22 protein-coding genes are annotated in these 22,428 nt (G+C 60.3%); 11 read left to right on the forward strand and 11 right to left on the reverse strand.

Annotated features, from left to right (window positions below; translation table 11 throughout):
• Positions 1 to 337: 337 nt before the first annotated feature.
• Genes cysN through QSK43_RS24945 form a run of 3 tightly spaced genes read right to left on the reverse strand, consistent with a single transcriptional unit; the run spans position 338 to position 3,582 of the window.
• On the reverse strand, positions 338 to 1,819 hold the full coding sequence (cysN, locus tag QSK43_RS24935; protein ID WP_332305721.1) for a sulfate adenylyltransferase subunit CysN: 1,482 nt from the start codon (positions 1,817 to 1,819) through the stop codon (positions 338 to 340).
• Positions 1,819 to 2,772 (reverse strand): sulfate adenylyltransferase subunit CysD, encoded by a 954-nt coding sequence (gene cysD / locus QSK43_RS24940; RefSeq protein WP_045018182.1) that lies wholly within the window; start codon positions 2,770 to 2,772, stop codon positions 1,819 to 1,821. Before cysD ends, cysN begins: the two co-directional genes overlap by 1 nt.
• A gap of 27 nt (positions 2,773 to 2,799) precedes the next feature.
• Positions 2,800 to 3,582 (reverse strand): phosphoadenylyl-sulfate reductase, encoded by a 783-nt coding sequence (locus QSK43_RS24945; protein ID WP_332305722.1) that lies wholly within the window; start codon positions 3,580 to 3,582, stop codon positions 2,800 to 2,802.
• A 204-nt stretch (positions 3,583 to 3,786) separates the two neighbouring features.
• Between QSK43_RS24945 and QSK43_RS24950 the strand changes: the two genes are divergently transcribed.
• From QSK43_RS24950 to QSK43_RS24970, 5 genes are all read left to right on the forward strand, one after another.
• Entirely contained in the window at positions 3,787 to 4,227 is a 441-nt protein-coding gene (locus tag QSK43_RS24950) for an RrF2 family transcriptional regulator (RefSeq protein ID WP_045021145.1), read from the forward strand.
• Positions 4,228 to 4,472: 245 nt separating this feature from the next.
• Positions 4,473 to 5,498 carry a sulfate ABC transporter substrate-binding protein gene (locus tag QSK43_RS24955; protein ID WP_045021147.1) on the forward strand — a complete coding sequence of 342 codons (1,026 nt, stop codon included), beginning with the start codon at positions 4,473 to 4,475 and terminating at the stop codon, positions 5,496 to 5,498.
• Between the two features lie 197 nt (positions 5,499 to 5,695).
• Positions 5,696 to 6,553, forward strand: a complete 858-nt coding sequence (gene cysT / locus QSK43_RS24960) for a sulfate ABC transporter permease subunit CysT (protein ID WP_045021149.1) — start codon at positions 5,696 to 5,698, stop codon at positions 6,551 to 6,553.
• On the forward strand, positions 6,546 to 7,415 hold the full coding sequence (cysW, locus tag QSK43_RS24965) for a sulfate ABC transporter permease subunit CysW (protein ID WP_045021151.1): 870 nt from the start codon (positions 6,546 to 6,548) through the stop codon (positions 7,413 to 7,415). Before cysT ends, cysW begins: the two co-directional genes overlap by 8 nt.
• Before the next feature lie 11 nt (positions 7,416 to 7,426).
• Complete coding sequence (locus QSK43_RS24970) at positions 7,427 to 8,467, forward strand: sulfate/molybdate ABC transporter ATP-binding protein (RefSeq protein ID WP_045021153.1); 1,041 nt, start codon at positions 7,427 to 7,429, stop codon at positions 8,465 to 8,467.
• 562 nt (positions 8,468 to 9,029) lie between these two features.
• Here QSK43_RS24970 and QSK43_RS24975 read toward each other — a convergent pair.
• From QSK43_RS24975 to QSK43_RS24995, 5 genes are all read right to left on the reverse strand, one after another.
• On the reverse strand, positions 9,030 to 9,395 hold the full coding sequence (locus QSK43_RS24975) for an HVO_A0114 family putative DNA-binding protein (RefSeq protein ID WP_045021155.1): 366 nt from the start codon (positions 9,393 to 9,395) through the stop codon (positions 9,030 to 9,032).
• Positions 9,392 to 9,685, reverse strand: coding sequence for a toxin-antitoxin system TumE family protein (locus QSK43_RS24980; protein ID WP_332305723.1), 294 nt, complete (start codon positions 9,683 to 9,685; stop codon positions 9,392 to 9,394). The genes QSK43_RS24975 and QSK43_RS24980 overlap by 4 nt, the downstream gene beginning before the upstream one ends.
• Positions 9,686 to 9,734: 49 nt before the next feature.
• Positions 9,735 to 10,748: an NAD(P)H-quinone oxidoreductase gene (locus tag QSK43_RS24985; protein WP_332305724.1), complete on the reverse strand. Its 1,014-nt coding sequence runs from the start codon at positions 10,746 to 10,748 to the stop codon at positions 9,735 to 9,737.
• 338 nt (positions 10,749 to 11,086) lie between these two features.
• Complete coding sequence (locus QSK43_RS24990; RefSeq protein WP_332305725.1) at positions 11,087 to 12,889, reverse strand: GGDEF domain-containing protein; 1,803 nt, start codon at positions 12,887 to 12,889, stop codon at positions 11,087 to 11,089.
• Between the two features lie 181 nt (positions 12,890 to 13,070).
• The gene (locus tag QSK43_RS24995; RefSeq protein WP_045025257.1) at positions 13,071 to 13,316 is read right to left on the reverse strand and encodes a ribbon-helix-helix domain-containing protein; all 246 of its coding nucleotides are present in this window, start codon (positions 13,314 to 13,316) and stop codon (positions 13,071 to 13,073) included.
• Between the two features lie 347 nt (positions 13,317 to 13,663).
• Here QSK43_RS24995 and betI point away from each other — a divergent pair, with 347 nt between their 5' ends.
• The 3 genes from betI to betA all read left to right on the forward strand — a co-directional run bounded on the left by betI (position 13,664) and on the right by betA (position 17,658).
• Positions 13,664 to 14,284 carry a transcriptional regulator BetI gene (betI, locus tag QSK43_RS25000; RefSeq protein ID WP_332305726.1) on the forward strand — a complete coding sequence of 207 codons (621 nt, stop codon included), beginning with the start codon at positions 13,664 to 13,666 and terminating at the stop codon, positions 14,282 to 14,284.
• Positions 14,285 to 14,295: 11 nt separating this feature from the next.
• Complete coding sequence (gene betB, locus QSK43_RS25005) at positions 14,296 to 15,777, forward strand: betaine-aldehyde dehydrogenase (protein ID WP_332305727.1); 1,482 nt, start codon at positions 14,296 to 14,298, stop codon at positions 15,775 to 15,777.
• Positions 15,778 to 16,008: 231 nt separating this feature from the next.
• Positions 16,009 to 17,658 carry a choline dehydrogenase gene (betA, locus tag QSK43_RS25010; RefSeq protein WP_332305728.1) on the forward strand — a complete coding sequence of 550 codons (1,650 nt, stop codon included), beginning with the start codon at positions 16,009 to 16,011 and terminating at the stop codon, positions 17,656 to 17,658.
• Between the two features lie 3 nt (positions 17,659 to 17,661).
• On the opposite strand, the gene QSK43_RS25015 is transcribed toward betA, so the two are convergent.
• Both QSK43_RS25015 and QSK43_RS25020 read right to left on the reverse strand, forming a co-directional pair.
• The gene (locus QSK43_RS25015) at positions 17,662 to 17,961 is read right to left on the reverse strand and encodes a type II toxin-antitoxin system RelE/ParE family toxin (protein WP_332305729.1); all 300 of its coding nucleotides are present in this window, start codon (positions 17,959 to 17,961) and stop codon (positions 17,662 to 17,664) included.
• Positions 17,958 to 18,233, reverse strand: a complete 276-nt coding sequence (locus QSK43_RS25020) for a YlcI/YnfO family protein (protein WP_332305730.1) — start codon at positions 18,231 to 18,233, stop codon at positions 17,958 to 17,960. The genes QSK43_RS25015 and QSK43_RS25020 overlap by 4 nt, the downstream gene beginning before the upstream one ends.
• Before the next feature lie 144 nt (positions 18,234 to 18,377).
• On the opposite strand from QSK43_RS25020, the gene QSK43_RS25025 reads away from it, so the two are divergent.
• Complete coding sequence (locus QSK43_RS25025; protein WP_332305731.1) at positions 18,378 to 19,721, forward strand: chloride channel protein; 1,344 nt, start codon at positions 18,378 to 18,380, stop codon at positions 19,719 to 19,721.
• Positions 19,722 to 19,726: 5 nt separating this feature from the next.
• Here the strand turns inward: QSK43_RS25025 and QSK43_RS25030 are convergent, their stop codons facing one another.
• Positions 19,727 to 20,479, reverse strand: coding sequence for a DUF3750 domain-containing protein (locus QSK43_RS25030; protein WP_332305732.1), 753 nt, complete (start codon positions 20,477 to 20,479; stop codon positions 19,727 to 19,729).
• A 73-nt stretch (positions 20,480 to 20,552) separates the two neighbouring features.
• Between QSK43_RS25030 and QSK43_RS25035 the strand changes: the two genes are divergently transcribed.
• Together QSK43_RS25035 and QSK43_RS25040 are read left to right on the forward strand one after the other, a co-directional pair.
• Positions 20,553 to 21,551 (forward strand): asparaginase, encoded by a 999-nt coding sequence (locus tag QSK43_RS25035; protein ID WP_332305733.1) that lies wholly within the window; start codon positions 20,553 to 20,555, stop codon positions 21,549 to 21,551.
• A 142-nt stretch (positions 21,552 to 21,693) separates the two neighbouring features.
• Positions 21,694 to 22,314 (forward strand): glutathione S-transferase family protein, encoded by a 621-nt coding sequence (locus QSK43_RS25040; RefSeq protein ID WP_332305734.1) that lies wholly within the window; start codon positions 21,694 to 21,696, stop codon positions 22,312 to 22,314.
• Positions 22,315 to 22,428: the final 114 nt, after the last annotated feature.

Raw genomic sequence — 22,428 nt, forward strand, 5'->3', positions numbered from 1 at the left:
CGGCGAGAGAGTGACGCGTCGGCCATTAACAGGGCCTGAACGCAGTTCCACGGGTTTTCCTGTCAACAGTCGTGACTGGACGATGCCGTTATCGAACTGCAATGAAGCCATTGTCAGCGCAGCCGCAGGGAACGCAACCGCGCCTCAGCCGTTCTCCATTCACAACAACAATGGAGGATAACATGCTGAAGGGTATTGCGCTGTGGGCTATGGGCGTTCCGATCTTCGTGATCGTTCTGCTTTATATGTTCGTGTTTTAAGCGGCGCCGAATACAGGCCCGTAACGAAAAAAGGCGACCGCCTGCGGTCGCCTTTTTCTGTTTATATCGGAACATCCTCAGTCGAGATCGCCGATCAGCCGCGAGGCGGTTGCGCCATCGGTGCGGCGGATGTCGATTTCGTCGCGATGCTTGGCCAAGAGTTCGCTCGCCAGCAATTTTTCCGCGAGATCGGCGGGCAGGGATAGAATGACCCGGTCACCCTTTTCTTCCGTCGCGCCGACGCTGCGCTTGCCGGCGATCATGCCGCCTGCCACCGTGTTGTTGGTATCAGGGTCGATCAGGATGAAGGAGCCGGTCGCCCGGTTCTGCTCATAGGCATCGAAGATCGCCGTCTCGTCGAAGGAGAGACGCACCTTGCCGATCGCATTCATCGGCAACGACGTCTCGTGCGCCTGCCACTCGCCTTCTTTCAGGTTGAGCTGGCTGACCGGCTGCACGCTGACACGCTGGCGGCGGCTGCCGCTCTTCAGCCAGTAACGTTTGCCGGCTTCGATGCCGCCCGGCTGCAACGCCACGATCTGTGCGTCAAAGGCAAGCCCTGTCTGCGGCTGCGCCTCGATGGACACGATCATGTCGCCGCGTGATACGTCCACCTGACGGTCGAGGACGAGCGTGACGGCGTCACCCGCAACAGCGGCGTTGCGCAGCAGATCGAAAGTGACGATCTGCTTGACGTTGGCGACCATGCCTGACGGCAGCACGACGACACTGTCGCCCGGCTTGACCGAACCGCCGGAAACCGTGCCCTGATATCCGCGGAAACTCTCACCGGGGCGCGAGACGCGCTGTACGGGGAAGCGGAAGCCGCCGGATTGCGCCGAGCGCACCGTGGCAAGCTCCAGCGTTTCGACCAGCGTCGGGCCTTCATACCAGGGCATGGATGCCTTGCCTGACAGCACGACATTTTCGCCCTTCAGCGCCGACATCGGAATGGCGGTGATCTGCTTGATGCCGAGGTCGGAGGCGAAATCGCGGAACTCGTGGGCGATCAGCTCAAAACCGGCCTTGTCGTAATTCGTCAGGTCGATCTTGTTGATGGCCAGCACGAATTGCCGGATGCCCATCAGTGCGGCGATGGTGGCGTGGCGACGTGTCTGTTCCAGAATGCCGGTGCGCGCATCGACGAGCAGCACGGCAAGATCGGCGGTGGAAGCGCCGGTCGCCATGTTGCGGGTATATTGCTCGTGGCCGGGCGTGTCGGCCACGATGAAGGCGCGCCTGTCGGTGGAGAAATACCGATAGGCGACATCGATGGTGATGCCCTGTTCGCGCTCGGCCTGCAAACCGTCGAGCAGCAGTGCGAAATCGGGCAGGCCGAGATCGTTCTGCTTGCCGCTGTCGCGGTGCAGGGTGGCGGCCTGATCTTCCTTGATGGCCTTGGTGTCCCACAGGAGACGGCCGATCAGGGTCGATTTGCCGTCATCCACGCTGCCGCAGGTGATGAGACGAAGCGGGCGCGTATCGCGCGTCGCCTTCGAATGTTCGGCAAAGGGCAGAATGGTGGCCGTGGAGGCGTTGTTGGTCGCAGCGGCGGTCATCAGAAATAGCCCTCGCGCTTTTTCTTCTCCATCGAGCCGGACTGGTCGCGGTCGATGGCGCGGCCCTGCCGTTCGGAAACGGTGGCGATTTCCAGCTCGGCAATGACCTCCTGAAGCGTCGCCGCCTCGGAACGGATCGCGCCGGTCAGCGGGAAGCAGCCGAGCGTGCGGAAGCGGATCGAGCCGTGCTGGACCTCTTCGCCCGGCAGCAATTCCAGCCGCTCGTCTTCGGCAAGGATCATCATGCCGTCGCGCTCGATGTAAGGACGCTCGGCAGCGTAATAGAGCGGCACCAGCGGAATGTTTTCCGCCTCGATGTAACGCCAGATGTCGACCTCGGTCCAGTTGGAGAGCGGGAAGGCGCGCACGCTTTCGCCCTTGCGGACCATGCCGTTATAGATGTTCCACAGTTCCGGGCGCTGGTTGCGCGGGTCCCATTTGTGGTCGGGCGTGCGGAAAGAGTAGATGCGCTCCTTGGCGCGGCTCGCCTCTTCGTCGCGGCGCGCACCGCCGAAGGCCGCGTCGAACTGGCCGGCATCGAGCGCCTGACGCAGCGCTTCCGTCTTCATGATGTCGGTGTAAAGCGCCGATCCATGGGAGAAGGGCGTCACGTTTTCCGTCTCGCCGCGCGGGTTGGTGTAGGAGATCAGATCGAGGTCATATTCCTTGACGATCTTGTCGCGGAATTCGATCATTTCCTTGAACTTCCAGCCGGTATTGACGTGCAGCAGCGGGAAGGGCACGCGGCCGGGGAAGAAGGCCTTGCGCGCCAGGTGCAGCAGCACGGATGAATCCTTGCCGATGGAATAGAGCATCACGGGATTGTCGAATTCGGCGGCGACTTCGCGGAAGATGTGAATGGCTTCGTTTTCAAGCGCCTTCAGATGGGGATCGAGCGGCGGCTTGGATGCGACAGTATTCTTGCTGTCCGTCTCGTGGACTGCGTTGGACATTGTGAACTCCGGAAATGGTCTGAATGATTATCGTTGCGGAATGGCGGAGATGGCGGATGTCTGTTCCGCACCGGCGACGTGAAGGCCGCATTCGCGCTTCTCGTCGTTTTCCCACCACCATCGTCCGGCGCGCTCAGGCTCGCCGGGCTTGATGGCGCGTGTACACGGCTCGCAGCCGATGGAGGGGTAACCACGCGCATGCAACGGATTGACGGGAATGTTTTCAGACGCGACATAGGCCTGGATCTGTTCGATGTCCCAGTCCGCCAAAGCATTGATCTTGATGAGATTGCGCTCAGTGTCGAACTCGGCGAAAGGCGTGGTCGCGCGGTTGCCCGACTGGCCGCGACGGAGCCCGGTGATCCAGAAGGCAGCGCCTTCCAGCGCCTTGCCGAGCGGGATCAGCTTCCTAACATGACAGCAGGCGTGGCGAGCCTCGATGCTTTCGTAAAAGCCGTTGAGACCGTATTTTTCGGCATAGGCGTCGATATCGTCCTGCTCGGGCCGGAAGCGGCGGATTTCGATGCCGAAGCCCTCTTCGGTCTCATCGATGAGATCGACGGTTTCCTTGAAGAGCCGGCCGGTTTCCAGCGTCACGACATCGATCGGCAGGCGATGGGTGCCGATGGCCGCCGTAATGACCTGATCCTCGATGCCGAGGCTGGTGGTGAAGACCACGCGCCCGCCGAGACCGGCGATGAAGGAAAGTCGTCCCGCAAGATCGAGCCCGGCAAGCGTGGCGTCGAGGGATGCGGTATCGGCAGAGGCATTTGCTGAATTGATCGTCATTGTCACGTCCGGGATTTCCATGGCCGATTATTGTTGAAATCCGGCTTCTGGAACAGAAATGACAGTCCTTGTGCGCTGCACTTGAGAGCAAAAATGCCTCACGCGCGCTTTGTATGAGCAAAAGATGCCCGTTCACCTTCTTTGCAGCTTGGATTTGAATTGTGACAACTTCTGCGCTAAGTCGGAATTGCCGGGTTCCCGGGCTTGTGGTCTACTGGTTTTACGATGATTTCGCAGAAGGCAAAATACGCGCTGAGGGCGCTCCTGTCGCTGGCAAAGGCCGACGGTGGCTGTCCCGTGCAGATTTCCGACATTGCCCGCGAACAGGCCATTCCGAAAAAATTCCTGGAGCAGATCCTTCTCGAAATGAAGAAGGAGCGCATCGTCGAAAGCAGGCGCGGCAAGCAGGGCGGTTACCTTTTGGCACGCCCGGCCTCGGATATCACCTTCGGCGAGGTGCTGCGCCTGATCGACGGGCCGCTCGCGCCCTTGCCCTGCCTGTCGCAGACCGCCTATCGCCGCTGCGAGGATTGCGATGGCGAGAAGCAGTGCGAGATACGCCATGTGCTTGCCCGCGTGGCCGATGCCACCCGCAACATCCTTTTCAACACCACCATTGCGGACGCCCTGGCAGGTGTCGAAGTGCCCGAGCTTTTGACCGCCTGACGAAAAAATCGTCTAAAAGGTCAGAATATTTTTCGTCTCAGGCGCAAAAAATCGTCAAAAATGTGAAACGATTTTGCATTCAGCAAAGTTTTACACGACGCTTGTTGCGTGTTTGGCTTATGCTGCGTTGTATTTGTTGCCCGGGGAAACGCTCTCGGGAAACACTTTTTCGATCGTATTCGGCCTCATTGACCAACTCTACCGGTCCAGTAGAGTTAAGCCATATTCATCAGGAGGGAATACCGATGTCTAAGCTTCTGTCCGGTTTGAGCGTTGTCGCTCTCGGTCTTTCTCTGGCTCTTGGCGGTGTTGGTTCGGCGGCTGCGCAAACCAAGCTGCTTAATGTGTCCTATGATCCCACCCGCGAACTCTACAAGGATTTCAACGAAGCCTTCGCCAAGAAGTGGAAGGCCGATAGCGGCGAGGACATCACGATCCAGCAGTCGCATGGCGGCTCCGGCAAGCAGGCACGCTCGGTCATCGATGGTCTGGAGGCGGATGTCGTGACGCTGGCGCTGCAGAGCGACATCGATGCCATCGTCCAGAATTCCGGCAAGATCAACAAGGACTGGCGCACGCGCCTGCCGCATAATTCCTCGCCTTACACCTCCACCATCGTTTTCCTGGTGCGCAAGGGCAATCCGAAGGGCATCCATAACTGGGGCGATCTGGTGAAGGGCGACGTCCAGATCGTCACGCCGAACCCGAAGACATCAGGTGGCGCGCGCTGGAATTATCTCGCGGCCTGGGCCTGGGCGAATGAAGAGTTCAAGGGCGATCAGGACAAGATCAAGGCCTATGTCGGCGAAGTCTACAAGCGCGCTCCGGTTCTCGATACCGGCGCCCGCGGCTCCACGGTCACATTTGCACAGCGCCAGATCGGCGACGTGCTGCTGGCCTGGGAAAACGAGGCCTACCTTGCCGGTCAGGAATTCGGCGCCGATGCGTTTGACATCGTCGTGCCGCCGATCTCGATCCTCGCCGAACCGCCGGTGGCCGTGGTTGACGCGAACGTCGACGCCAAGGGCACCCGCAAGGTGGCCGAAGCCTATCTGCAATATCTCTATTCCGACGAGGGCCAGAATATCGCGGCGAAGCACTTCTATCGTCCGTCGAACCCTGCGGTCGTCTCCAAGGATCTGCTCAAGCAACTGCCCGACATCAAGCTCGTCACCATCGACGACCCGATCTTCGGCGGTTGGGCCAAGGCGCAGCCGGAACATTTCGGTGATGGCGGCATCTTCGACCAGATTTACAAGCCCGCCAAGTAAGCGGATGATGGGCTGAAACGAGATCGCCCGCCCCACGAAGGGAAACTCGAAAAGCAGATCAATCGACCGGACACCATGCCGGTCGATACTTTATAATAAGGGCCGGGGAACACCGGCTCCCAGAGAGCATTTCCAGGAAAAGTGGATCCCGGTTTTCTGTCCGGAAATGCGCCAAACAAAGATTATCCGGAGCCTTGATGAGCAATAATACATCCGGAAACAGGTGGAAGTGGCGGCAGTCGAGCGTAATACCCGGCTTTGGCCTGACGTTCGGTTACACGGTAATCTATCTGTTTCTCATCATTCTTATTCCGCTCGGCGGCCTTGTCTGGTCCACGGCGAAACTTGGTTTTGCAGATTTTATTGCGATCGCCACCGACAGCCGCACGCTGAACGCGCTGCGCGTCAGTTTCGGCACGGCCTTCATCGCCGCGCTGGTGAATGCGTTTTTTGGCGTCATCGTCGCCTGGGTTCTGACGCGTTACCGTTTCCCCGGCCGCCGCTTCGTTGATGCCATCGTCGATTTGCCCTTTGCCCTGCCGACGGCGGTTGCCGGTATCGCGCTGACCACGCTTTACGCCAATCGCGGCTGGGTCGGCGCGCTGTTCGAACCCTTCGGCATCAAGATCGCCTTTACCCCGACCGGCATCGTCATAGCGCTGATCTTCATCGGCCTGCCATTTGTCGTCCGCACCGTGCAGCCGGTCATGGAGGAGATAGACCGGCAGGTGGAAGAGGTGGCGGCAACGCTCGGCGCCAACCGTTTCCAGACCATCACCCGCGTTCTGCTGCCAAGCCTGACGCCCGCCATCCTGACGGGTTTCGCGCTCGCCTTTGCGCGTGGCGTGGGTGAATACGGCTCGGTCATCTTCATCGCCGGCAATATTCCCTACGTCTCGGAAATCGCGCCGCTGCTCATTGTCATCCGGCTGGAGGAGTTCAACTATGCCGGCGCGACCGCCATCGCCACCATCATGCTGATCATCTCCTTCGCCATGCTGTTCCTCATCAATCTCATTCAGGCCTGGAGCCGCAAGAGGTACGGTTATGTCTGACGCTTCCCGCACCTCGTCCCGGCCGTTCCGCGATCCCGCCAGCGAAAGCCTGCCCGCCCGGCTGGTGCTGATTGCCATCGCCTTTCTTTTCCTTGCGGCGTTCCTCGTTCTGCCGCTGGTATCGGTGTTCTTCGAGGCCTTCCGCAAAGGGGCTGACGCCTTCTGGGAGGCGATCGTCGAGCCGGATGCGCTGTCCGCAATCCGCCTGACGTTGCTCGTCGCCGCCATTTCGGTGCCGCTCAACCTTGTTTTCGGCGTTGCGGCCGCCTGGGCGATCGCGAAATTCGAGTTCAAGGGCAAGGCGTTTCTGATAACGTTGATCGACCTGCCGTTTTCGATCTCGCCGGTCATATCAGGTCTGGTCTATGTCATCCTGTTTTCGTCGCACAGCGTGCTCGGGCCATGGCTGAAGAGTTACGGCATAGAAATCCTGTTCGCCGTTCCGGGCATCGTGCTCGCCACCATCTTCGTGACCTTTCCCTTCGTCGCGCGTGAGCTGATCCCGCTGATGCAGGAGCAGGGCAATGGCGACGAGGAAGCGGCGATCTCGCTGGGCGCAACCGGCTGGCAGACCTTCTGGTATGTCACGCTGCCGAATATCAAATGGGGCCTCCTCTACGGCGTGCTGCTCTGCAACGCTCGCGCCATGGGCGAGTTCGGCGCCGTCTCGGTAGTATCGGGTCATATTCGCGGTGAGACCAACACCATGCCGCTGCATGTCGAGATACTCTATAATGAGTACAATATCGGTGCGGCCTTTGCTGTGGCGACGTTGCTTGCCGGTCTGGCGCTGGTGACGCTCGTTCTCAAAACCATTCTCGAAATACGCTTTGGCGCGGGCAACGCAGCCGGCAAGCATTGAAAGGCATATTCATGGAAGTGAAAGTTTCCGGCATCACCAAGCAGTTCGACCGCTTTCCGGCGCTGAACGACGTGTCGCTCGACATTCGCTCCGGCGAGCTGATCGCGCTGCTCGGTCCCTCCGGTTCCGGCAAGACGACGCTGCTGCGCCTCATCGCAGGTCTGGAACAGCCGACCGCAGGCCGCATCTTCTTCGGCGATGAGGATGCCTCGCACCGCACGGTGCAGGAGCGCAATGTCGGTTTCGTTTTTCAGCATTACGCGCTGTTTCGCCATATGACGGTGGCGGAGAACATCGCCTTCGGCCTGAAGGTGCGACCCTCAGCCAAGCGCCCGCCAAAGGCCGAGATCCGCAGAAGAGTTTCCGAACTTCTCGACATGGTGCATCTGACCGGTCTCGAAAAACGTTACCCCACCCAGCTTTCCGGCGGCCAGCGCCAGCGTGTGGCGCTTGCCCGCGCGGTTGCCATCGAGCCGAAGGTCCTGCTTCTCGATGAACCCTTTGGCGCGCTCGACGCCAAGGTGCGCAAGGAGCTGCGCCGCTGGCTGCGTGAATTCCACGACCGCACCGGCCACACCACCGTCTTCGTCACCCACGATCAGGAGGAAGCGCTGGAACTGGCCGACCGCGTCGTCGTCATGAGCCAGGGCAAGATCGAGCAGGTCGGCACGGCGGATGATGTCTACGACACGCCCAACTCTCCCTTCGTCTTCTCCTTCATCGGCGAATCCTCCAGCCTGCCGGTGACGATCCGCGACGGCCAGGTGGTGTTTCAGGGTGAAAACATCGGTGTCGCCGAAGGCGGCGCAGGTGAGGGCGAGCTTTTCTTCCGCCCGGAAGATGTGGTGCTGACGGACGAGAAAAACGCGCTTTACGGCAAGGTCACCACCTGTCGCCGCCTCGCCGGCACCCGTATCGCTGAAATCGACATCGCCAATAACGGCCATGAACCCTATCACCTCGAAATCGAGGTGCCGCTGAACGCTGCTGTAGCGGTGGGAGCTGAGCTACGTTTTCGCCCGACCCGGTGGAAGGTGTTCGGCAAGAAGTAGGGGAGATACCGGCTGCGACTATCCTCAGTTCCCCGTCATGCCGGCCTCGAGCCGGTATCCAGCCAGCCCAAGTCCTTGAGCTGAAAGGAGACTTCCCGCCGCCGCGCGAGGTCCGCGTCGGCTGGATGTACAAGACGTTTGCAACACCCACACCGTCATTCCTGTGCTCGTCACGGGAATCCAGTCGGGCGCGTCTGCGCGGCGAAAGGGCTCTTTCAGCCCAAAGACTTGGTCTGGCTCGATCTCTGTGGCAAGCACAGAAACGAGGGAACCGGGTGAGCACGCAGATAACCCTGAAAACAGAAAAGGGTCGCCAGAGGCGACCCTTCCATGAGCTTGGTCCTGTTTACAGACCCGGGACTGTTTCTCAACGTTCCGAAGGCAAGAGGTTTTTACGCCGAGGGCTGCCCCGTCGAAAACCTACCCTTTCCATTGCCTGCACCAGAGACCGAAATCTCATTAGACATTGGATCACCTCCTTCCGATACGTTGAACATAACTAGAAGGTAGTACGATTCGCCGTTAATGCAAGAGGTAGTCGTTCAAGACACTACCAAGCTGATTACGCCGCTTCTTCTGCCTTCACGTCGAATTCGAAGTGGATGCTGTGGTAGGGAAATTCGATACCGTCCTCGTTCCTGTCGATGATGCCGGCATGGAGGAGCGTCGTCACGTCACGATGAACGGCCTGCACATCCCGCCCCACTCGGCGTGCGACCTCGCGGATCGAGAGCGGCCCCTGTCCGGCCAGAGCCTTCACGATGGCAAGACGCAGAGGCGCTAAAATGCGGTGCAGGTCCTCATAGCTGGAAAACGCCACCGACGGTTTTGCCGCCACCGGCTTTCCGGACATTGCCAGATTTCCGGCAGCGACAAACCGGCCTTTGATGTCGTCGATTGTGCTGAGGCGGACGGTGAGTGTGGTCATGACAAAATCCTTTCCATATCAGCCTGAAAAGCATCGAAGAGGGCTTCAAGCGTGGTGAACTCGATTGCGTCCTCACGCTCCGCCATGTGGCGATGATCACCTTTGCCGCGTTCATTGTCGTAACGCAGAACACATTCCCCTTCGACCACAAGCGCCAGCCGGTATTTGAAAGGATGGATGCTTCCGGGAACCGGTTCAGGCAGATGCCACAGGACAACCTCGAAGAAGGCCGTTTCATCGATCACTTTGCGGGTTTTCTCGATAAGTACCGCCTTTGTGTTGTTATTCATGACAACGTCTCCGTCTGTTGTCAATGAAAACAACGTCGGCGGCGCGCAATCACGACACCCGCATCACGATCTTGCCGATGTGGTTGCTGCTTTCCATCAGCCGGTGGGCCTCTGCAACCTCGTCCAGCGTGAAGACCTTGTTGATGACGGGCGCGACCTTGCCGCTTTCGATGAGCGGCCAGACTTGCTCGACGAGATCGTCGCGGATGGCGCGTTTTTCGTCGGCGGTGCGGGGCCGCATGGTGGAGCCGGTGACGGTGAGGCGCTTGACCATGATCGGCCGCAAATCGACCTTTTCAGCCACGGCGCCGCCCAGAAAGGCGATGATGGACAGGCAGCCGTCCTTGGCAAGCGCGGCGATGTTCTTTTCGAAATAGGCCGCACCGATCATGTCGAGAACCACATCGACACCCTTGCCATCGGTCTCGGCCTTGATGACTGCGGCGAAGTCTTCATCGCGGTAGTTGATGGCGCGTTTGGCGCCGAGCTTGACGCAGGCCTCACATTTTTCCGCAGAGCCCGCCGTGGCGTAGACATCCGCGCCAAAAGCTCTGGCAAGCTGGATGGCCGTCGTGCCGATGCCGCTGGTGCCGCCATGGATGAGCACGCTTTCGCCTTCGGTGAGGCCTGCCATCTGGAAGAGATTGGCCCAGACAGTGAAGAAGGTTTCCGGCAGTGCTGCGGCTTTGACTGCGTCATAGCCCTTGGGGAAGGGCAGGGCCTGTCCGGCCGGCACGGTGCAATATTCAGCGTAACCGCCACCATTGGCGAGCGCGCAGATTTTATCGCCCGGCTTGAATTCGTCGACGCCTTCGCCGAGCGCAACCACTTCTCCGGCAATTTCCAAGCCGAGGATCGGGCTTGCATCCTTCGGTGGCGGATAGATGCCCTGTCTCTGTGCGACATCGGGACGGTTGACGCCCGTTGCCTCGACCTTGACCAGAACCTCGCCTTTGGCGGGTTTCGGCAAAGCCATCTGCGAAAGCTGCATCACTTCCGGGCCGCCATGGGAAGGAAGGTCGATGAAGCGCATTGTTTCGGGCAGGGTCGTGGTATCGGACATGGGTGAGGGCAACTCCCTAAGGATTGGCGTTACCTTAAAATGTAGGCCGGATGCGTCCTTTAGGAAAGGCGGCTCTTTGACGCTGGAGTACGTTGGGTGTTGTTGGTTCGCATGGGCGTGGAGTGCGCGGCTTTACCCCCCTCTGCCCTGCCGGGCATCTCCCCCACAAGGAAGGAGATCGGCAAGCGGCTCTACCGTCGCTTCATTCTCAAACTTTAAGAGGGGCGAAACCTCGCCGCGTATGATCTCCCTCCTTGTGGGGGAGATGCCCGGCAGGGCAGAGGGGGGTAAAGCCGCGCGCACCGGGTCAACCGGATCCCAAACTCGCCCCCTATTTCTCAATTTGTCTCGCCGAACACCCGGATGACGAGACCGTCTTCATTTTCTTTCGCGGCTGCCTTGATGCCGGCGATCTCGCCGCCGATACGCTCGGGATTGGCGATGATCAGCCCCTTCGGCAAAATGAGAACGCCGATCGAACAGCGCAGCAGCGCGAAGTCCCGCTCGTTGCCGTGGCGGTCCTGGCCTTTCATGCAGCCGGCCGCGCGGTCTTCATCCGAGTAGAGTTCGGCGACATCAACGTGGAAATCGCTAAGCAATCGTTCGAGGATTTCCGTCAGTTCCTCCACCGTCCAGTCGCGCACGCCGACGAAAAAGTCGTCGCCGCCGATATGGCCGAGAAAACAGTCGCCGGCGAAAAAGTAACGGCGCATCAGCGCGGAAAAAAGGGTGATGGCAAGGTCGCCGGCGTTGAAGCCGTATTTGTCGTTGAACGGTTTGAAGTTGTCGAAGTCGCAATAGCAGAAGAAGCGCGTCTCGTCGCCGTCGCCGCAACTGTCGGCAATGAAGCCGCCGATGGCGCGGTTACCGGGCAGCGCCGTCAGCGGGTTCTGGTCCTGCGCCATCTTGAGCTGTTTTTCGTTGATGACCTTGATGAGCGAAGCGGCGGAGACTATGCCGGCGTAACGCATGTTTTCGGTGAGGATGATGCAGGCGCTGCCGCCCATACTGGCGAACATGTTCATCAGCTGGTCTGCATCCGCATCGAGGCCCACGATCGGCGCAGGGTCGACGAAGTGGGAAATGGTGCGTTCATATATCTTGTTCTTGAGAAGGTCGCGGCCGAAAGGCCGGTAGATATATTCCTTGAGGTGATATTCGTTGATGACGCCGCGCGGTTCGCCATTGGCGTTGAGAACCGGGAAAAATGCCTGCCGCGGGTTTCTGCGGAACAATTCGAAGACGCTGTCGACGCTGTCATGCTCAAACACGGTGGGTAGGCGCTCTATTTCGCGGCGGATGAGGATTTCATCCAGCGACTGGCTGTTGCGCCGCGCCACGCCCATGCGGTTGAGGTGTGGAAAGCTCTCGGGAAGCTCGCTGATGAACACCGTCGGCTTGGCGATCAGCCAGCCCTGCACCAGATCGACGCCATATTCGCGGCAGGTCAGAAACTCCGCTTCGGTTTCGATGCCTTCCGCAATGACCCGGACGCCAAGAACATGGGCGATATTGACGATATTGCGGACCAGATGCTGTTTGCGCGGAAGGTGATCGACGCCGTGGATGAAATGCCGGTCGATCTTCAGGTAATCCAGCGGATAGTCGCATAGGAGCTTCATTTCGCCGTGACCGGCGCCGAAATCGTCGATCGCCAGCTTGAAGCCTTCCTTGCGCATGCGGGCAATCAGTGCCGTGAATTCCGGCACGCTGGTATTGTCGAAACGCTCGGAAAGCTCAAAGCAGATGGAGGAGGCGGGAATGCCCGCCCGCGCCAGATGGCCGACGAGCTTGTCGAGAATGGCGTCGCCATGTGGGATCAGCCGCACATCGAGATTGAGGAACAGGGTGGTGGAGGAAAAGTCCGCGAGGGTGGAGAATTTCGCCAGCGCGCGGTTTGCCAGCATCTGCTCGAAGGCCTTCAGCTCGCCATCCTCGGCAGCCTGGTCGAGAAGGGCCAGCGGGCTGGAAAAACCGAGCCGGTCGTGGCCGCGCATCAGCGATTCGTAACCGAAAATCGTTCCCGTCGTCGCCTCGACAATCGGCTGAAACGCGGTTTCAAGCACAAGTTTCGCCATGGGAAACATGTGCCCGGAGGCAAACCGCCTGATGACATCGTTCTCCAGCATTACGGCCGGCATTTCTGTTCTCCGCTATTGCCGGTTTCCGTGGGCATGACACATGAAATGCGCACACGGAAACCCGTCTCTTTTGCGGCAGACAATCGCAGATCACAGGTCAACAAAAGCTTTCACGACTGTGAAGCTTTGATGAACGTTTTGTCACAGGCCCCCTCAATAGCTACGGGTGCCGCGCAAGGCCTCAGGCCCGGCGCACTTGCCCGGTATGAGCGGCGTAAAGTTCGGCAACATTCATGCGTTCGCGGTCGGCTTCGGTTGCCTCAGCGGGCGCTGCGGGCCTGGTGCCGACACCGTGCTCGGCGGAGGCCGCCCATAGTCTCAGCGCGGCCCTGACGACCTCGCTGCCGGATGCGTAAGCGCCGCAATTCACGGCCTCGCGCATTCTTGCTGCCTGTTCCGGGGAAATAGATACTGTTACCATTGGCATGATATCACTCCCTTGTTCAACCGTTGCGAACGCATCGCCGGTCCCTGCGGGCAGCGCGCGGTCGCGGTCTCTCTTGCGGGCGTTTTTTCACTTTTCGTCTGGCGCCGCTTCCAGCGAAATTTGTATCATCTCCCATATTAGCACGAAACGTGTTCCATTCCCAATTTGCAGTATATCACGGTTTAGTTTTTCCCCCGTGAGCCGGGCCTCGGCATAAGTGTCGGATGGTCTTATTCGGCCTTGCCGGGTTTTCTTTGATCCATGGCAAATCAGCGACATGAAATGGCGCATTTTTTATTGATTGATTGATCAATCAAGAATATTTTGCCGCCATCAAGGAGACCATTATGCCCAAGATCGGAATGGAGCCTTTGCGCCGGAAGGCGCTGGTGGATGCGGCGCTCCGCACCATAGGCCATCATGGTTCGCTGAATGTGACGATGTCGGATATCGCCCGGGAAGCGGGCGTGTCGGCGGCGCTTGCGCATCATTATTTCGGCAGCAAGCAGCAGCTCCTTCTGGAAACCACCCGCAGCCTGCTGCGCGATCTGAGGCGGGATGCGGTGGCGGCGCTGACCCGCGCCAACGGCCCGCGCGAAAGGCTGAGCGCCATCGTCCACGTTTCCTTCCAGAGCGACCAGTTCACGCCCGAAACCGTGGCGGCATGGCTTGCCTTTTATGTCGAGGCGCAGCGCTCGGAAGAAACCCGCCGCCTGCTCGTGCTCTATTCCCGCCGCCTGCGCTCCAATCTCATGGCAAGCCTCAACCGGCTTTGCCCGCCCGATGACGCGGCACGCATCGCGGAGGGGGCCGCAGCCCTTATCGACGGGCTTTATATCAGGCACAGCCTGCGCTCGGCCCCGCTTGGGCTCGCCTCCGCGCCGGCCCTTGTCGAGGATTATTTCGACTTGCAGCTCAAACCTTTTCCCGATGGACAGCGCCCGAAGCCGTCCGTCCGCATTCTCTAGGAGTATTCGACATGACCATCGCGACGCCGCTTAAGGCGCAGCCCAAAGCCTCGCATTTCATCGACGGGGACTATGTCGAGGACAATACCGGCACACTCTTCGAAAGTGTGTTTCCGGCAACCGGCGAGGTCATCGCGAGGCTGCATGCGGCAACCCCGGCGATTGTCGAGCGCGCCATCGCCTCGGCCAAGCGGGCGCAGAAGGAATGGGCGGCGATGAGCCCCATGGCGCGCGGGCGCATCCTGAAACGCGCCGCAGACATCATGCGCGAACGCAACGACGCGCTTTCCACGCTGGAGACGCTGGATACAGGCAAGCCCATCCAGGAAACCATCGTCGCCGATCCGACCTCCGGCGCGGATGCATTCGAGTTTTTCGGCGGTATTGCGCCTTCGGCGCTGAATGGCGACTATATCCCGCTCGGTGGCGATTTCGCCTATACCAAGCGCGTTCCCCTCGGTGTCTGCGTCGGTATCGGCGCATGGAACTATCCGCAGCAGATCGCCTGCTGGAAGGCGGCGCCCGCGCTCGTTGCCGGTAACGCCATGGTCTTCAAGCCGTCGGAAAACACTCCGCTCGGCGCGTTGAAGATTGCCGAAATCCTCATCGAGGCCGGTTTGCCCAAGGGCCTGTTCAACGTCATTCAGGGTGACCGCGACACCGGACCGCTTTTGGTCAACCACCCTGACGTCGCCAAGGTCTCGTTGACAGGCTCGGTGCCGACCGGGCGCAAGGTGGCCGCTGCCGCTGCCGGGCATCTGAAACACGTAACGATGGAACTCGGCGGCAAGTCGCCGATGATCGTTTTCGACGATGCCGATATCGAAAGTGCTGTCGGCGGTGCGATGCTCGGCAATTTCTATTCCTCCGGTCAGGTCTGCTCCAATGGCACGCGTGTCTTCGTGCAGAAAAAGGCAAAAGCCCGTTTCCTCGAAAACCTGAAGCGCCGCACCGAAGCTATGATCCTCGGCGATCCGCTCGACTACGCCACCCATCTCGGCCCGCTGGTCTCCAAAGCCCAGCAGGAAAAGGTTCTCGGCTACATCGAAAAGGGCAAGGCCGAGGGTGCAACGCTCGTGACCGGCGGCGGCATTCCCAACAATGTCTCGGGTGAGGGCGCTTACGTGCAGCCGACCGTGTTTGCCGATGTGACTGATGATATGACCATCGCCCGCGAGGAAATCTTCGGCCCGGTCATGTGCGTGCTGGATTTCGACGATGAGGACGAGGTTATCGCCCGCGCCAATGCCACCGAATTCGGCCTCGCCGGCGGCGTCTTCACCGCCGATCTCGCCCGCGCTCACCGCGTGGTCGACCGGCTGGAAGCGGGCACGCTGTGGATCAACACCTATAATCTCTGCCCGGTGGAAATGCCCTTCGGCGGCTCGAAACAATCCGGCTTCGGGCGGGAGAACTCGGCGGCGGCGCTGGAGCATTATAGCGAGCTGAAGACGGTTTATGTGAGCACGGGGAAGGTGGACGCGCCTTATTGAGGTGTGGCGGGTGGGTTTTACCCCCCTCTGCCCTGCCGGGCATCTCCCCCTCAAGGAGGGAGATCGACCTGAGGCACGGTCTCGCCCATCTCAACGTTCGAGAATGAAATGACGAAAGAGCGTCTTGCCGATCTCCCCCCTTGAGGGGGAGATGCCCGGCAGGGCAGAGGGGGGTGAAGCCCCACCCGCCGACAGTTAATCGGAACCAACGCTCATCGGAGAGAGCAAATCATGCACGCAGACTATGTCATCGTCGGTTCGGGTTCCGCCGGCTCCGCCATCGCCTATCGCCTGTCGGAAGACGGCCGCTATTCGGTGATCGTCATCGAGGCGGGCGGTTCGGATTTCGGCCCCTTCATCCAGATGCCGGCGGCGCTCGCATGGCCGATGAGCATGAAGCGCTACAATTGGGGTTATCTCTCCGAACCTGAACCGAACCTCGACAACCGCAGGATTACAGCGCCGCGCGGAAAAGTCATCGGCGGCTCGTCTTCGATCAATGGTCTCGTTTACGTGCGCGGCCATGCGGAAGATTTCAACCGCTGGGAAGAGCTTGGCGCGCAGGGCTGGGCCTATGCGGATGTGCTGCCGTATTTCAAGCGCATGGAGCACAGCCATGGCGGCGAGGAAGGCTGGCGCGGCACGGACGGGCCGTTGCACGTTCAGCGCGGGCCGATGAGCAATCCGCTGTTCCACGCCTTCATCCAGGCAGGCGCGCAGGCCGGTTTCGAACTCACCGACGACTATAATGGTTCCAAGCAGGAGGGTTTCGGCCTGATGGAGCAGACAATCCATAATGGCCGCCGCTGGTCCGCCGCCAATGCCTATCTGCGGCCGGCGCTGAAACGTGGCAATGTCACGCTGGTCAACGGCTTCGCCCGCAAGATCGTCATCGAGAACGGCCGTGCCGTGGGCGTCGAAATCGAGCGCAGGGGCGTCGTGGAAACCATCACGGCCAATCGCGAGGTCATCCTTTCCGCATCCTCCTTCAATTCCCCGAAACTGCTGATGCTTTCCGGCATCGGCCCGGCTGCGCATTTGAAGGATATGGGTATCGAGGTGAAGGCGGATCGTCCGGGTGTGGGCGCAAACCTTCAGGACCATATGGAGTTTTATTTCCAGCAGGTCTCCACCAAACCGGTCTCGCTTTACTCCTGGCTGCCGTGGTTCTGGCAGGGTGTGGCGGGCGCGCAATGGCTGCTGTCGAAGGGCGGGCTCGGCGCCTCCAACCAGTTCGAAGCCTGCGCCTTCCTGCGCTCCGCACCGGGCCTGAAACAGCCGGATATCCAGTATCATTTCCTGCCCGTCGCCATCTCCTATGACGGCAAGGCTGCCGCGAAAAGTCATGGTTTTCAGGTGCATGTCGGCTACAATTTGTCGAAATCGCGCGGCAACGTCGCGCTGCGCTCCGCCGATCCGCATGACGACCCGGTCATCCGCTTCAACTATATGAGTCACCCGGAAGACTGGGAGAAATTCCGCCATTGCGTGCGCCTGACGCGTGAGATTTTCAGCCAGAAAGCCTTCGAGGATTTTCGCGGGCCCGAAATCCAACCGGGCGAAAATGTCGCGACGGATGAGGAGATCGACGCGTTTTTGCGGGAGCATCTGGAAAGCGCTTATCACCCTTGCGGCACCTGCCGGATGGGCGACCGCGACGACCCGATGGCGGTCGTCGATCCCGAATGCCGGGTGATCGGCGTGGAGGGGTTAAGGGTCGCCGACAGCTCGATCTTCCCGCATGTGACCTATGGCAACCTCAACGGCCCGTCGATCATGACCGGCGAAAAGGCGGCCGATCACATTCTCGGAAAGACGCCGCTGCCGCGTTCCAATCAGGAGCCTTGGGTGAACCCGCGCGCGGTCGTCAGCGACCGGTGAGGATCAATGGTAATCGTCTTCGCGCTGGTGGCGGACGGCAGCGATGGTGACGGTCTCCGGGCCATCTATCCGAAACAGAACAATATATCCGGACGAGCCGAACGGCACGAGCAGTTCGCGTATCAGGCTGTTTTCCGCAGATGCCTTGCGGCAACTGAAGGGAAAGTCGTGAAGCATGTCTATGGCCGACGTTATTGCCTCTAGCGCGCGGTCTGCTGCTTCTTCATCATGGTCAAGCAGATAGGTGTAGAGGCGCTTGATATCATTCCGCCCTTTTGCGGTCAGCTTGACTTTGTAAGTCATGTTTTCCGCTTTTCCGCCTTTTTTGCCTCAAGCATCCCACGCAACTCGGCCAGAACCTCCTCGGAGGTATAATAAACTCCCGTGCGCTCCGCTTCTTCGAGCGACGCCAGCCCGCGCGCAATAAACTCCGCCTGAGATTTGCGGATTTCCACCTGCCTGCGCACCGAATCTTCAATGAAAGACGAAAGGGTTTCCCCATCTTTCAGCACGCTTTCCGCCGCTTCGCGAAAATCCGCGGTTACCCGCAGCGAAGGGATCGTTGCCGTTTTCATGTTGCGCCTCCTTGCGTTGCAATTGCGATGCATAACATCGACCAATATCAGCGCAGAGTCAAACGCAAAACTTGCAATCTGGGGCGGGGAGGCAGATAAACGGGCTTCCCACCTGCAAATACCAAAAACTACCGGCTCGGACCCATGCCCGTCGATTACAAGAAGCTGAAGATGCTCCGCCGTTCCCGTGTCGTCTGGGGTTCCTGGCGGGTGTGGAAACCGAGAGCGGTTTTCTGGATCGGCGCGCTCGCAGTGGGGGTCATCAGCGTTGGGTTCGCATGGGCGGCAGATCGCGCCCAGCATCTTTTCTTTGCCGCGACCTCTTCCGGTGAATGGGCGTTCCTGTTGCCGCTTGTCATAACGCCGCTCGGTTTCACGCTTTGCGCCTGGCTGGCCTTGACGGTTTTTCCCAATGCCGGCGGCAGCGGTATTCCGCAGGCGATTGCTGCGCGGCACCTGCGTGACGATGAGGACCGTTCGCGGCTTCTGTCATTGAAACTCGTCTTCGGAAAGGTCGTGCTGACGGTGGCCGGTCTTTTGTCCGGGGCCTCGATCGGGCGTGAGGGGCCGACGGTTCAGGTCGGTGCCTCCATCATGTTGCAGGCGGCACGCTGGGGCGGCATGGCGCAGGCGAAAGGTCTCATTCTGGCCGGATCGGCGGCGGGCATTGCCGCCGCCTTCAACACGCCGCTCGCGGGCATCGTCTTCGCCATCGAGGAGATGAGCAAGACTTACGAATCCCGCGCCAACGGCCTCGTCCTGACCGCCGTCATTCTGTCCGGCCTCGCCTCGCTGGCGCTGGTCGGCAGCTATACATATTTCGGTGCGAGTTCCGTCATGGCGCAAACGATGCGGGACTGGCTTCTGGTGCTGATCTGCGGCGTTGGCGGCGGTGCGTTCGGCGCGCTTTTCAGCGCCGGGGCGTTGCGTCTTTCCGCCCGCATCCGCCGCTTCGCGCAGACCATGCCGTTGAGGCGGATGCTGGCGGTCGCCGCAGCCTGCGGCCTTGCCTCCGCCGTTATCGGTATAGCGACAGGCGGTGCAACCTTCGGAACGGGCTACGAACAGGCACGGGCCGCGATCGAGGGACAGGCCGCGCCGGCCTTCTTCTTCATCGAAAAGCTGGCCGCGACTTTCCTTGCGATGATGTCGGGTATTCCCGGCGGCATTTTCGCGCCGTCGCTATCGGTGGGCGCGGGCTTCGGCAGCACCATGGCCACCTTGCTCGGCACCAGTATCGGCCTTGGCGCCATTGTCGGCATGGCGGGGTATTTCGCAGGCGTGGTGCAGGCGCCGATGACGGCTTTCGTCATCATCCTCGAAATGACCGGCAATCACGAAGGGGTAATTCCCATCATGGCCGCATCGATGCTCGGATATCTGACTTCCCGCCTGTTTTCCCGCGAGCCGCTCTATCACGGCCTGTCGCGTGTTTTCATCGCCCAGGCCATCCGCGCAAAAAGGGCCAGTCATGCCGCCGATGCCTGAGGGCGTCAGACGCGGCTACCGGCCACTCCGAAATAGCCGAGCCCCGGTATTTTCACGCCAGGGCGGCTGAAATCGACGCCCGCGACCAGACCGAGGAAATTGACCTCGAAGCCGCTGCGCGCACCTGCCGAAATGCCGAACAGGCCGCCAAGCGAAACGCTCGCATCCTTCCAGTCGTCGGCAAGATGATAAAACGCACCATTCGGCAGATAGTCGCGCCCCACAGCATCGGGCGGCAGAACCACGCCGAGTTCCGGCACGCTGCGCAGCACATGGGCGACGAAGGTGTTCGAGTTCGGTCCGGGATAGATGCGGTAACCGCCGGGCATTCCATAGGGATAATCGGCAATAGCCTGTTCGATCTTCGGGATCAGCTTTTCCGCCTCGGCACCATGGATGGCCACGACCTGACGTGGCGTGTTGGAGTACCAGAACGCATCCGCCGCATAGCCATTGCGGCGGATCGGCGTGCCCCAGCCCACCTTGTCGTAGCGGTCATAAGCCGTCGCGCCCGGCTTTTTCAGCACGACCCAGGCGTGGCTAGCAACGGAACCTTTAAAGCCGCCGGTCATGGCGGAGAACACGTAAACCGCAGCCTCACCGTCGGCGCCGGCTTGCGGAAGGGTGCCGGAGGACGACCAGCGGGCGTCGCGCCAGCCCTGCGGATGGTCCCGCATGGCCCACAACCCGGCCGACGCCAGTGCTGGAAGCAGGTAGATAATGGCAATCGCCAGCAGCAGACGTTTTGCAAATTTCACTGATAGCCCCGTGCACCGAAAAATCAATTGCGCTATCAACAGCATGAAATCAGAATTTTTTGAGGCTGCAAAGATGAACAATTCCGTTACCGTCGAAGTCGTCAGGGGAAACCTCGTCGAAAGCCGCCATCAGGGCCTTGCCGTGGTGGTGGATGGCGATGGCGGCGTCCTGTTGTCGGTGGGCGATGTCGAGCGCGGCATCTTTCCACGTTCGGCCTGCAAGGCCATGCAGGCGCTGCCGCTGGTGGAAAGCGGTGCGGCGGACGCCTATGGTTTCGGCAATGCCGAATTGGCGCTTGCCTGCTCTTCCCATTCCGGCGAAGACGAACACGCGGCGCTCGCCGCCTCCATGCTCGCAAGGGCGGGCAGGGATGTGGATACGCTGGAATGCGGCGCGCACTGGTCTTCCGATCAGAAAACAATCATCCATCAGGCCCGCACACTGGAAAAACCGACGGCGCTTCACAATAACTGCTCCGGCAAGCATTCCGGCTTCATCTGCGCCTGCTGCCATACCGGTACGGATCCCAAGGGCTATATCGGTTACGATCACCCCCTGCAGCGGGAAATCCGCGCGACGATGGAAAGCCTGACGGGTGCGGCGCTCGGCCACGACAATTGCGGCGTGGACGGCTGCTCCATCCCAACCTATGCCGTGCCGCTGAAGGGGCTGGCGCATGGTTTTGCCAGGATGGCGACGGGCAGGGGGCTGGAAGCCGGGCGTGCCAGAGCTTCCCGCCGCCTCATCGATGCCTGCATGGCGGAACCTTTTTATGTGGCTGGCACCGGCCGCGCCTGCACCCGGCTGATGCAGGTTGCGCCCGGCAGGATTTTCGCCAAGACCGGCGCGGAAGGTGTCTTCGTGGCGGCCTTGCCAGAAAAGGGCATCGCGATCGCGGTGAAATGCGAAGACGGCACGACGCGAGCGGCCGAAGCGATGATCTCGGCCTTGCTCGCCCGGTATTTCGACGAGGGCAGCGCCGAGCAGCAGGCTCTCAGCGGCATGGCAAACCGGCAGATGCGCAACTGGAACGGCATTCATGTCGGCGATATCCGCGTGGTCGGTCTTTAGAAATAACCTTTGACGCGACCGGTCACCGGCATGATGATGGCCTGCCCCTGCGCGGTATGGCCGAGCCATTTGCCGCCGTCAGGGGGCGGCGTCCGCAATACGAGGAAGTGGGCGCTTTCATTGCTTTGGAGGTCGCATATCCATGTTCACGCTGTTTTTCTCTCCCGGTTCCTGCTCTCGCGCCAGCCATATCGTGCTTGAGGAATCCGGGCTGCCCTATACGGCCCACCGCGTCAATTTCGCCGAGGGCGAGCAACGCTCCGAGACATTCCTGAAGATCAATCCGAAGGGTCGCGTGCCGGCACTGGCAACGGCCAGCGGAGTGTTGACCGAAACGCCCGCCATTCTCGCCTTCATCGCGCAGATGGCCCCGGAAAAGAAACTCGCGCCGTTGGACGATCCTTTCGAGTTCGCCCTGATGCAATCCTTCAACGTCTTCATCGCTTCGACTGTGCATGTCGCCCACGCGCATGGCCGGCGCGGCAGCCGCTGGGCCAACGAGGACAGCTCGCTTGCGGATATGAAGGTGAAGGTGCCGCAGACCATGACCGATTGTTTCGAATTGATCGAGCACGGCATGCTGCACGGACCCTGGGTGCTTGGCACCGCCTATTCGGTCGCCGATCCCTATCTTTTCGTCATGTCCGGCTGGCTGGAAAGCGACGGCGTGGATATTGCCCGCTTCCCCAAGGTGCACGACCATTTCCGCCGCATGGGTGAGCGGCCTGCGGTTCAGAGAGCGCTGGCGGGCGAAAAGGGTTGATGTGCTAAAAAGCTTGCTTCGTCATCCTCGGGCTTGACCCACTACTGTCCGGTTTAAATTTTGTAGACAAGGCGCACGGTGTTGATTCTACTTATGTTCGAGCGTTTGGCGACG

The organism is Rhizobium sp. GR12 (genome assembly GCF_036596185.1).
In the GTDB taxonomy this organism is placed as follows: domain Bacteria; phylum Pseudomonadota; class Alphaproteobacteria; order Rhizobiales; family Rhizobiaceae; genus Agrobacterium; species Agrobacterium nepotum.

Bases quoted from the DNA above. Each gene is read 5' to 3' on its own strand.
- cysN (WP_332305721.1), bottom strand. From the start codon at position 1,819: ATGACCGCCGCTGCGACCAACAACGCCTCCACGGCCACCATTCTGCCC.
- betA (WP_332305728.1), top strand. From the start codon at position 16,009: ATGCACGCAGACTATGTCATCGTCGGTTCGGGTTCCGCCGGCTCCGCC.
- QSK43_RS24975 (WP_045021155.1), bottom strand. From the start codon at position 9,395: ATGACCACACTCACCGTCCGCCTCAGCACAATCGACGACATCAAAGGC.
- cysW (WP_045021151.1), top strand. From the start codon at position 6,546: ATGTCTGACGCTTCCCGCACCTCGTCCCGGCCGTTCCGCGATCCCGCC.
- betB (WP_332305727.1), top strand. From the start codon at position 14,296: ATGACCATCGCGACGCCGCTTAAGGCGCAGCCCAAAGCCTCGCATTTC.
- QSK43_RS24980 (WP_332305723.1), bottom strand. From the start codon at position 9,685: ATGAATAACAACACAAAGGCGGTACTTATCGAGAAAACCCGCAAAGTG.
- QSK43_RS25035 (WP_332305733.1), top strand. From the start codon at position 20,553: ATGAACAATTCCGTTACCGTCGAAGTCGTCAGGGGAAACCTCGTCGAA.
- QSK43_RS24985 (WP_332305724.1), bottom strand. From the start codon at position 10,748: ATGTCCGATACCACGACCCTGCCCGAAACAATGCGCTTCATCGACCTT.
- QSK43_RS24990 (WP_332305725.1), bottom strand. From the start codon at position 12,889: ATGCCGGCCGTAATGCTGGAGAACGATGTCATCAGGCGGTTTGCCTCC.
- QSK43_RS24945 (WP_332305722.1), bottom strand. From the start codon at position 3,582: ATGGAAATCCCGGACGTGACAATGACGATCAATTCAGCAAATGCCTCT.
- cysD (WP_045018182.1), bottom strand. From the start codon at position 2,772: ATGTCCAACGCAGTCCACGAGACGGACAGCAAGAATACTGTCGCATCC.
- QSK43_RS24970 (WP_045021153.1), top strand. From the start codon at position 7,427: ATGGAAGTGAAAGTTTCCGGCATCACCAAGCAGTTCGACCGCTTTCCG.
- QSK43_RS24995 (WP_045025257.1), bottom strand. From the start codon at position 13,316: ATGCCAATGGTAACAGTATCTATTTCCCCGGAACAGGCAGCAAGAATG.
- QSK43_RS24950 (WP_045021145.1), top strand. From the start codon at position 3,787: ATGATTTCGCAGAAGGCAAAATACGCGCTGAGGGCGCTCCTGTCGCTG.
- QSK43_RS24955 (WP_045021147.1), top strand. From the start codon at position 4,473: ATGTCTAAGCTTCTGTCCGGTTTGAGCGTTGTCGCTCTCGGTCTTTCT.
- cysT (WP_045021149.1), top strand. From the start codon at position 5,696: ATGAGCAATAATACATCCGGAAACAGGTGGAAGTGGCGGCAGTCGAGC.
- QSK43_RS25040 (WP_332305734.1), top strand. From the start codon at position 21,694: ATGTTCACGCTGTTTTTCTCTCCCGGTTCCTGCTCTCGCGCCAGCCAT.
- QSK43_RS25015 (WP_332305729.1), bottom strand. From the start codon at position 17,961: ATGACTTACAAAGTCAAGCTGACCGCAAAAGGGCGGAATGATATCAAG.
- QSK43_RS25020 (WP_332305730.1), bottom strand. From the start codon at position 18,233: ATGAAAACGGCAACGATCCCTTCGCTGCGGGTAACCGCGGATTTTCGC.
- QSK43_RS25025 (WP_332305731.1), top strand. From the start codon at position 18,378: ATGCCCGTCGATTACAAGAAGCTGAAGATGCTCCGCCGTTCCCGTGTC.
- betI (WP_332305726.1), top strand. From the start codon at position 13,664: ATGCCCAAGATCGGAATGGAGCCTTTGCGCCGGAAGGCGCTGGTGGAT.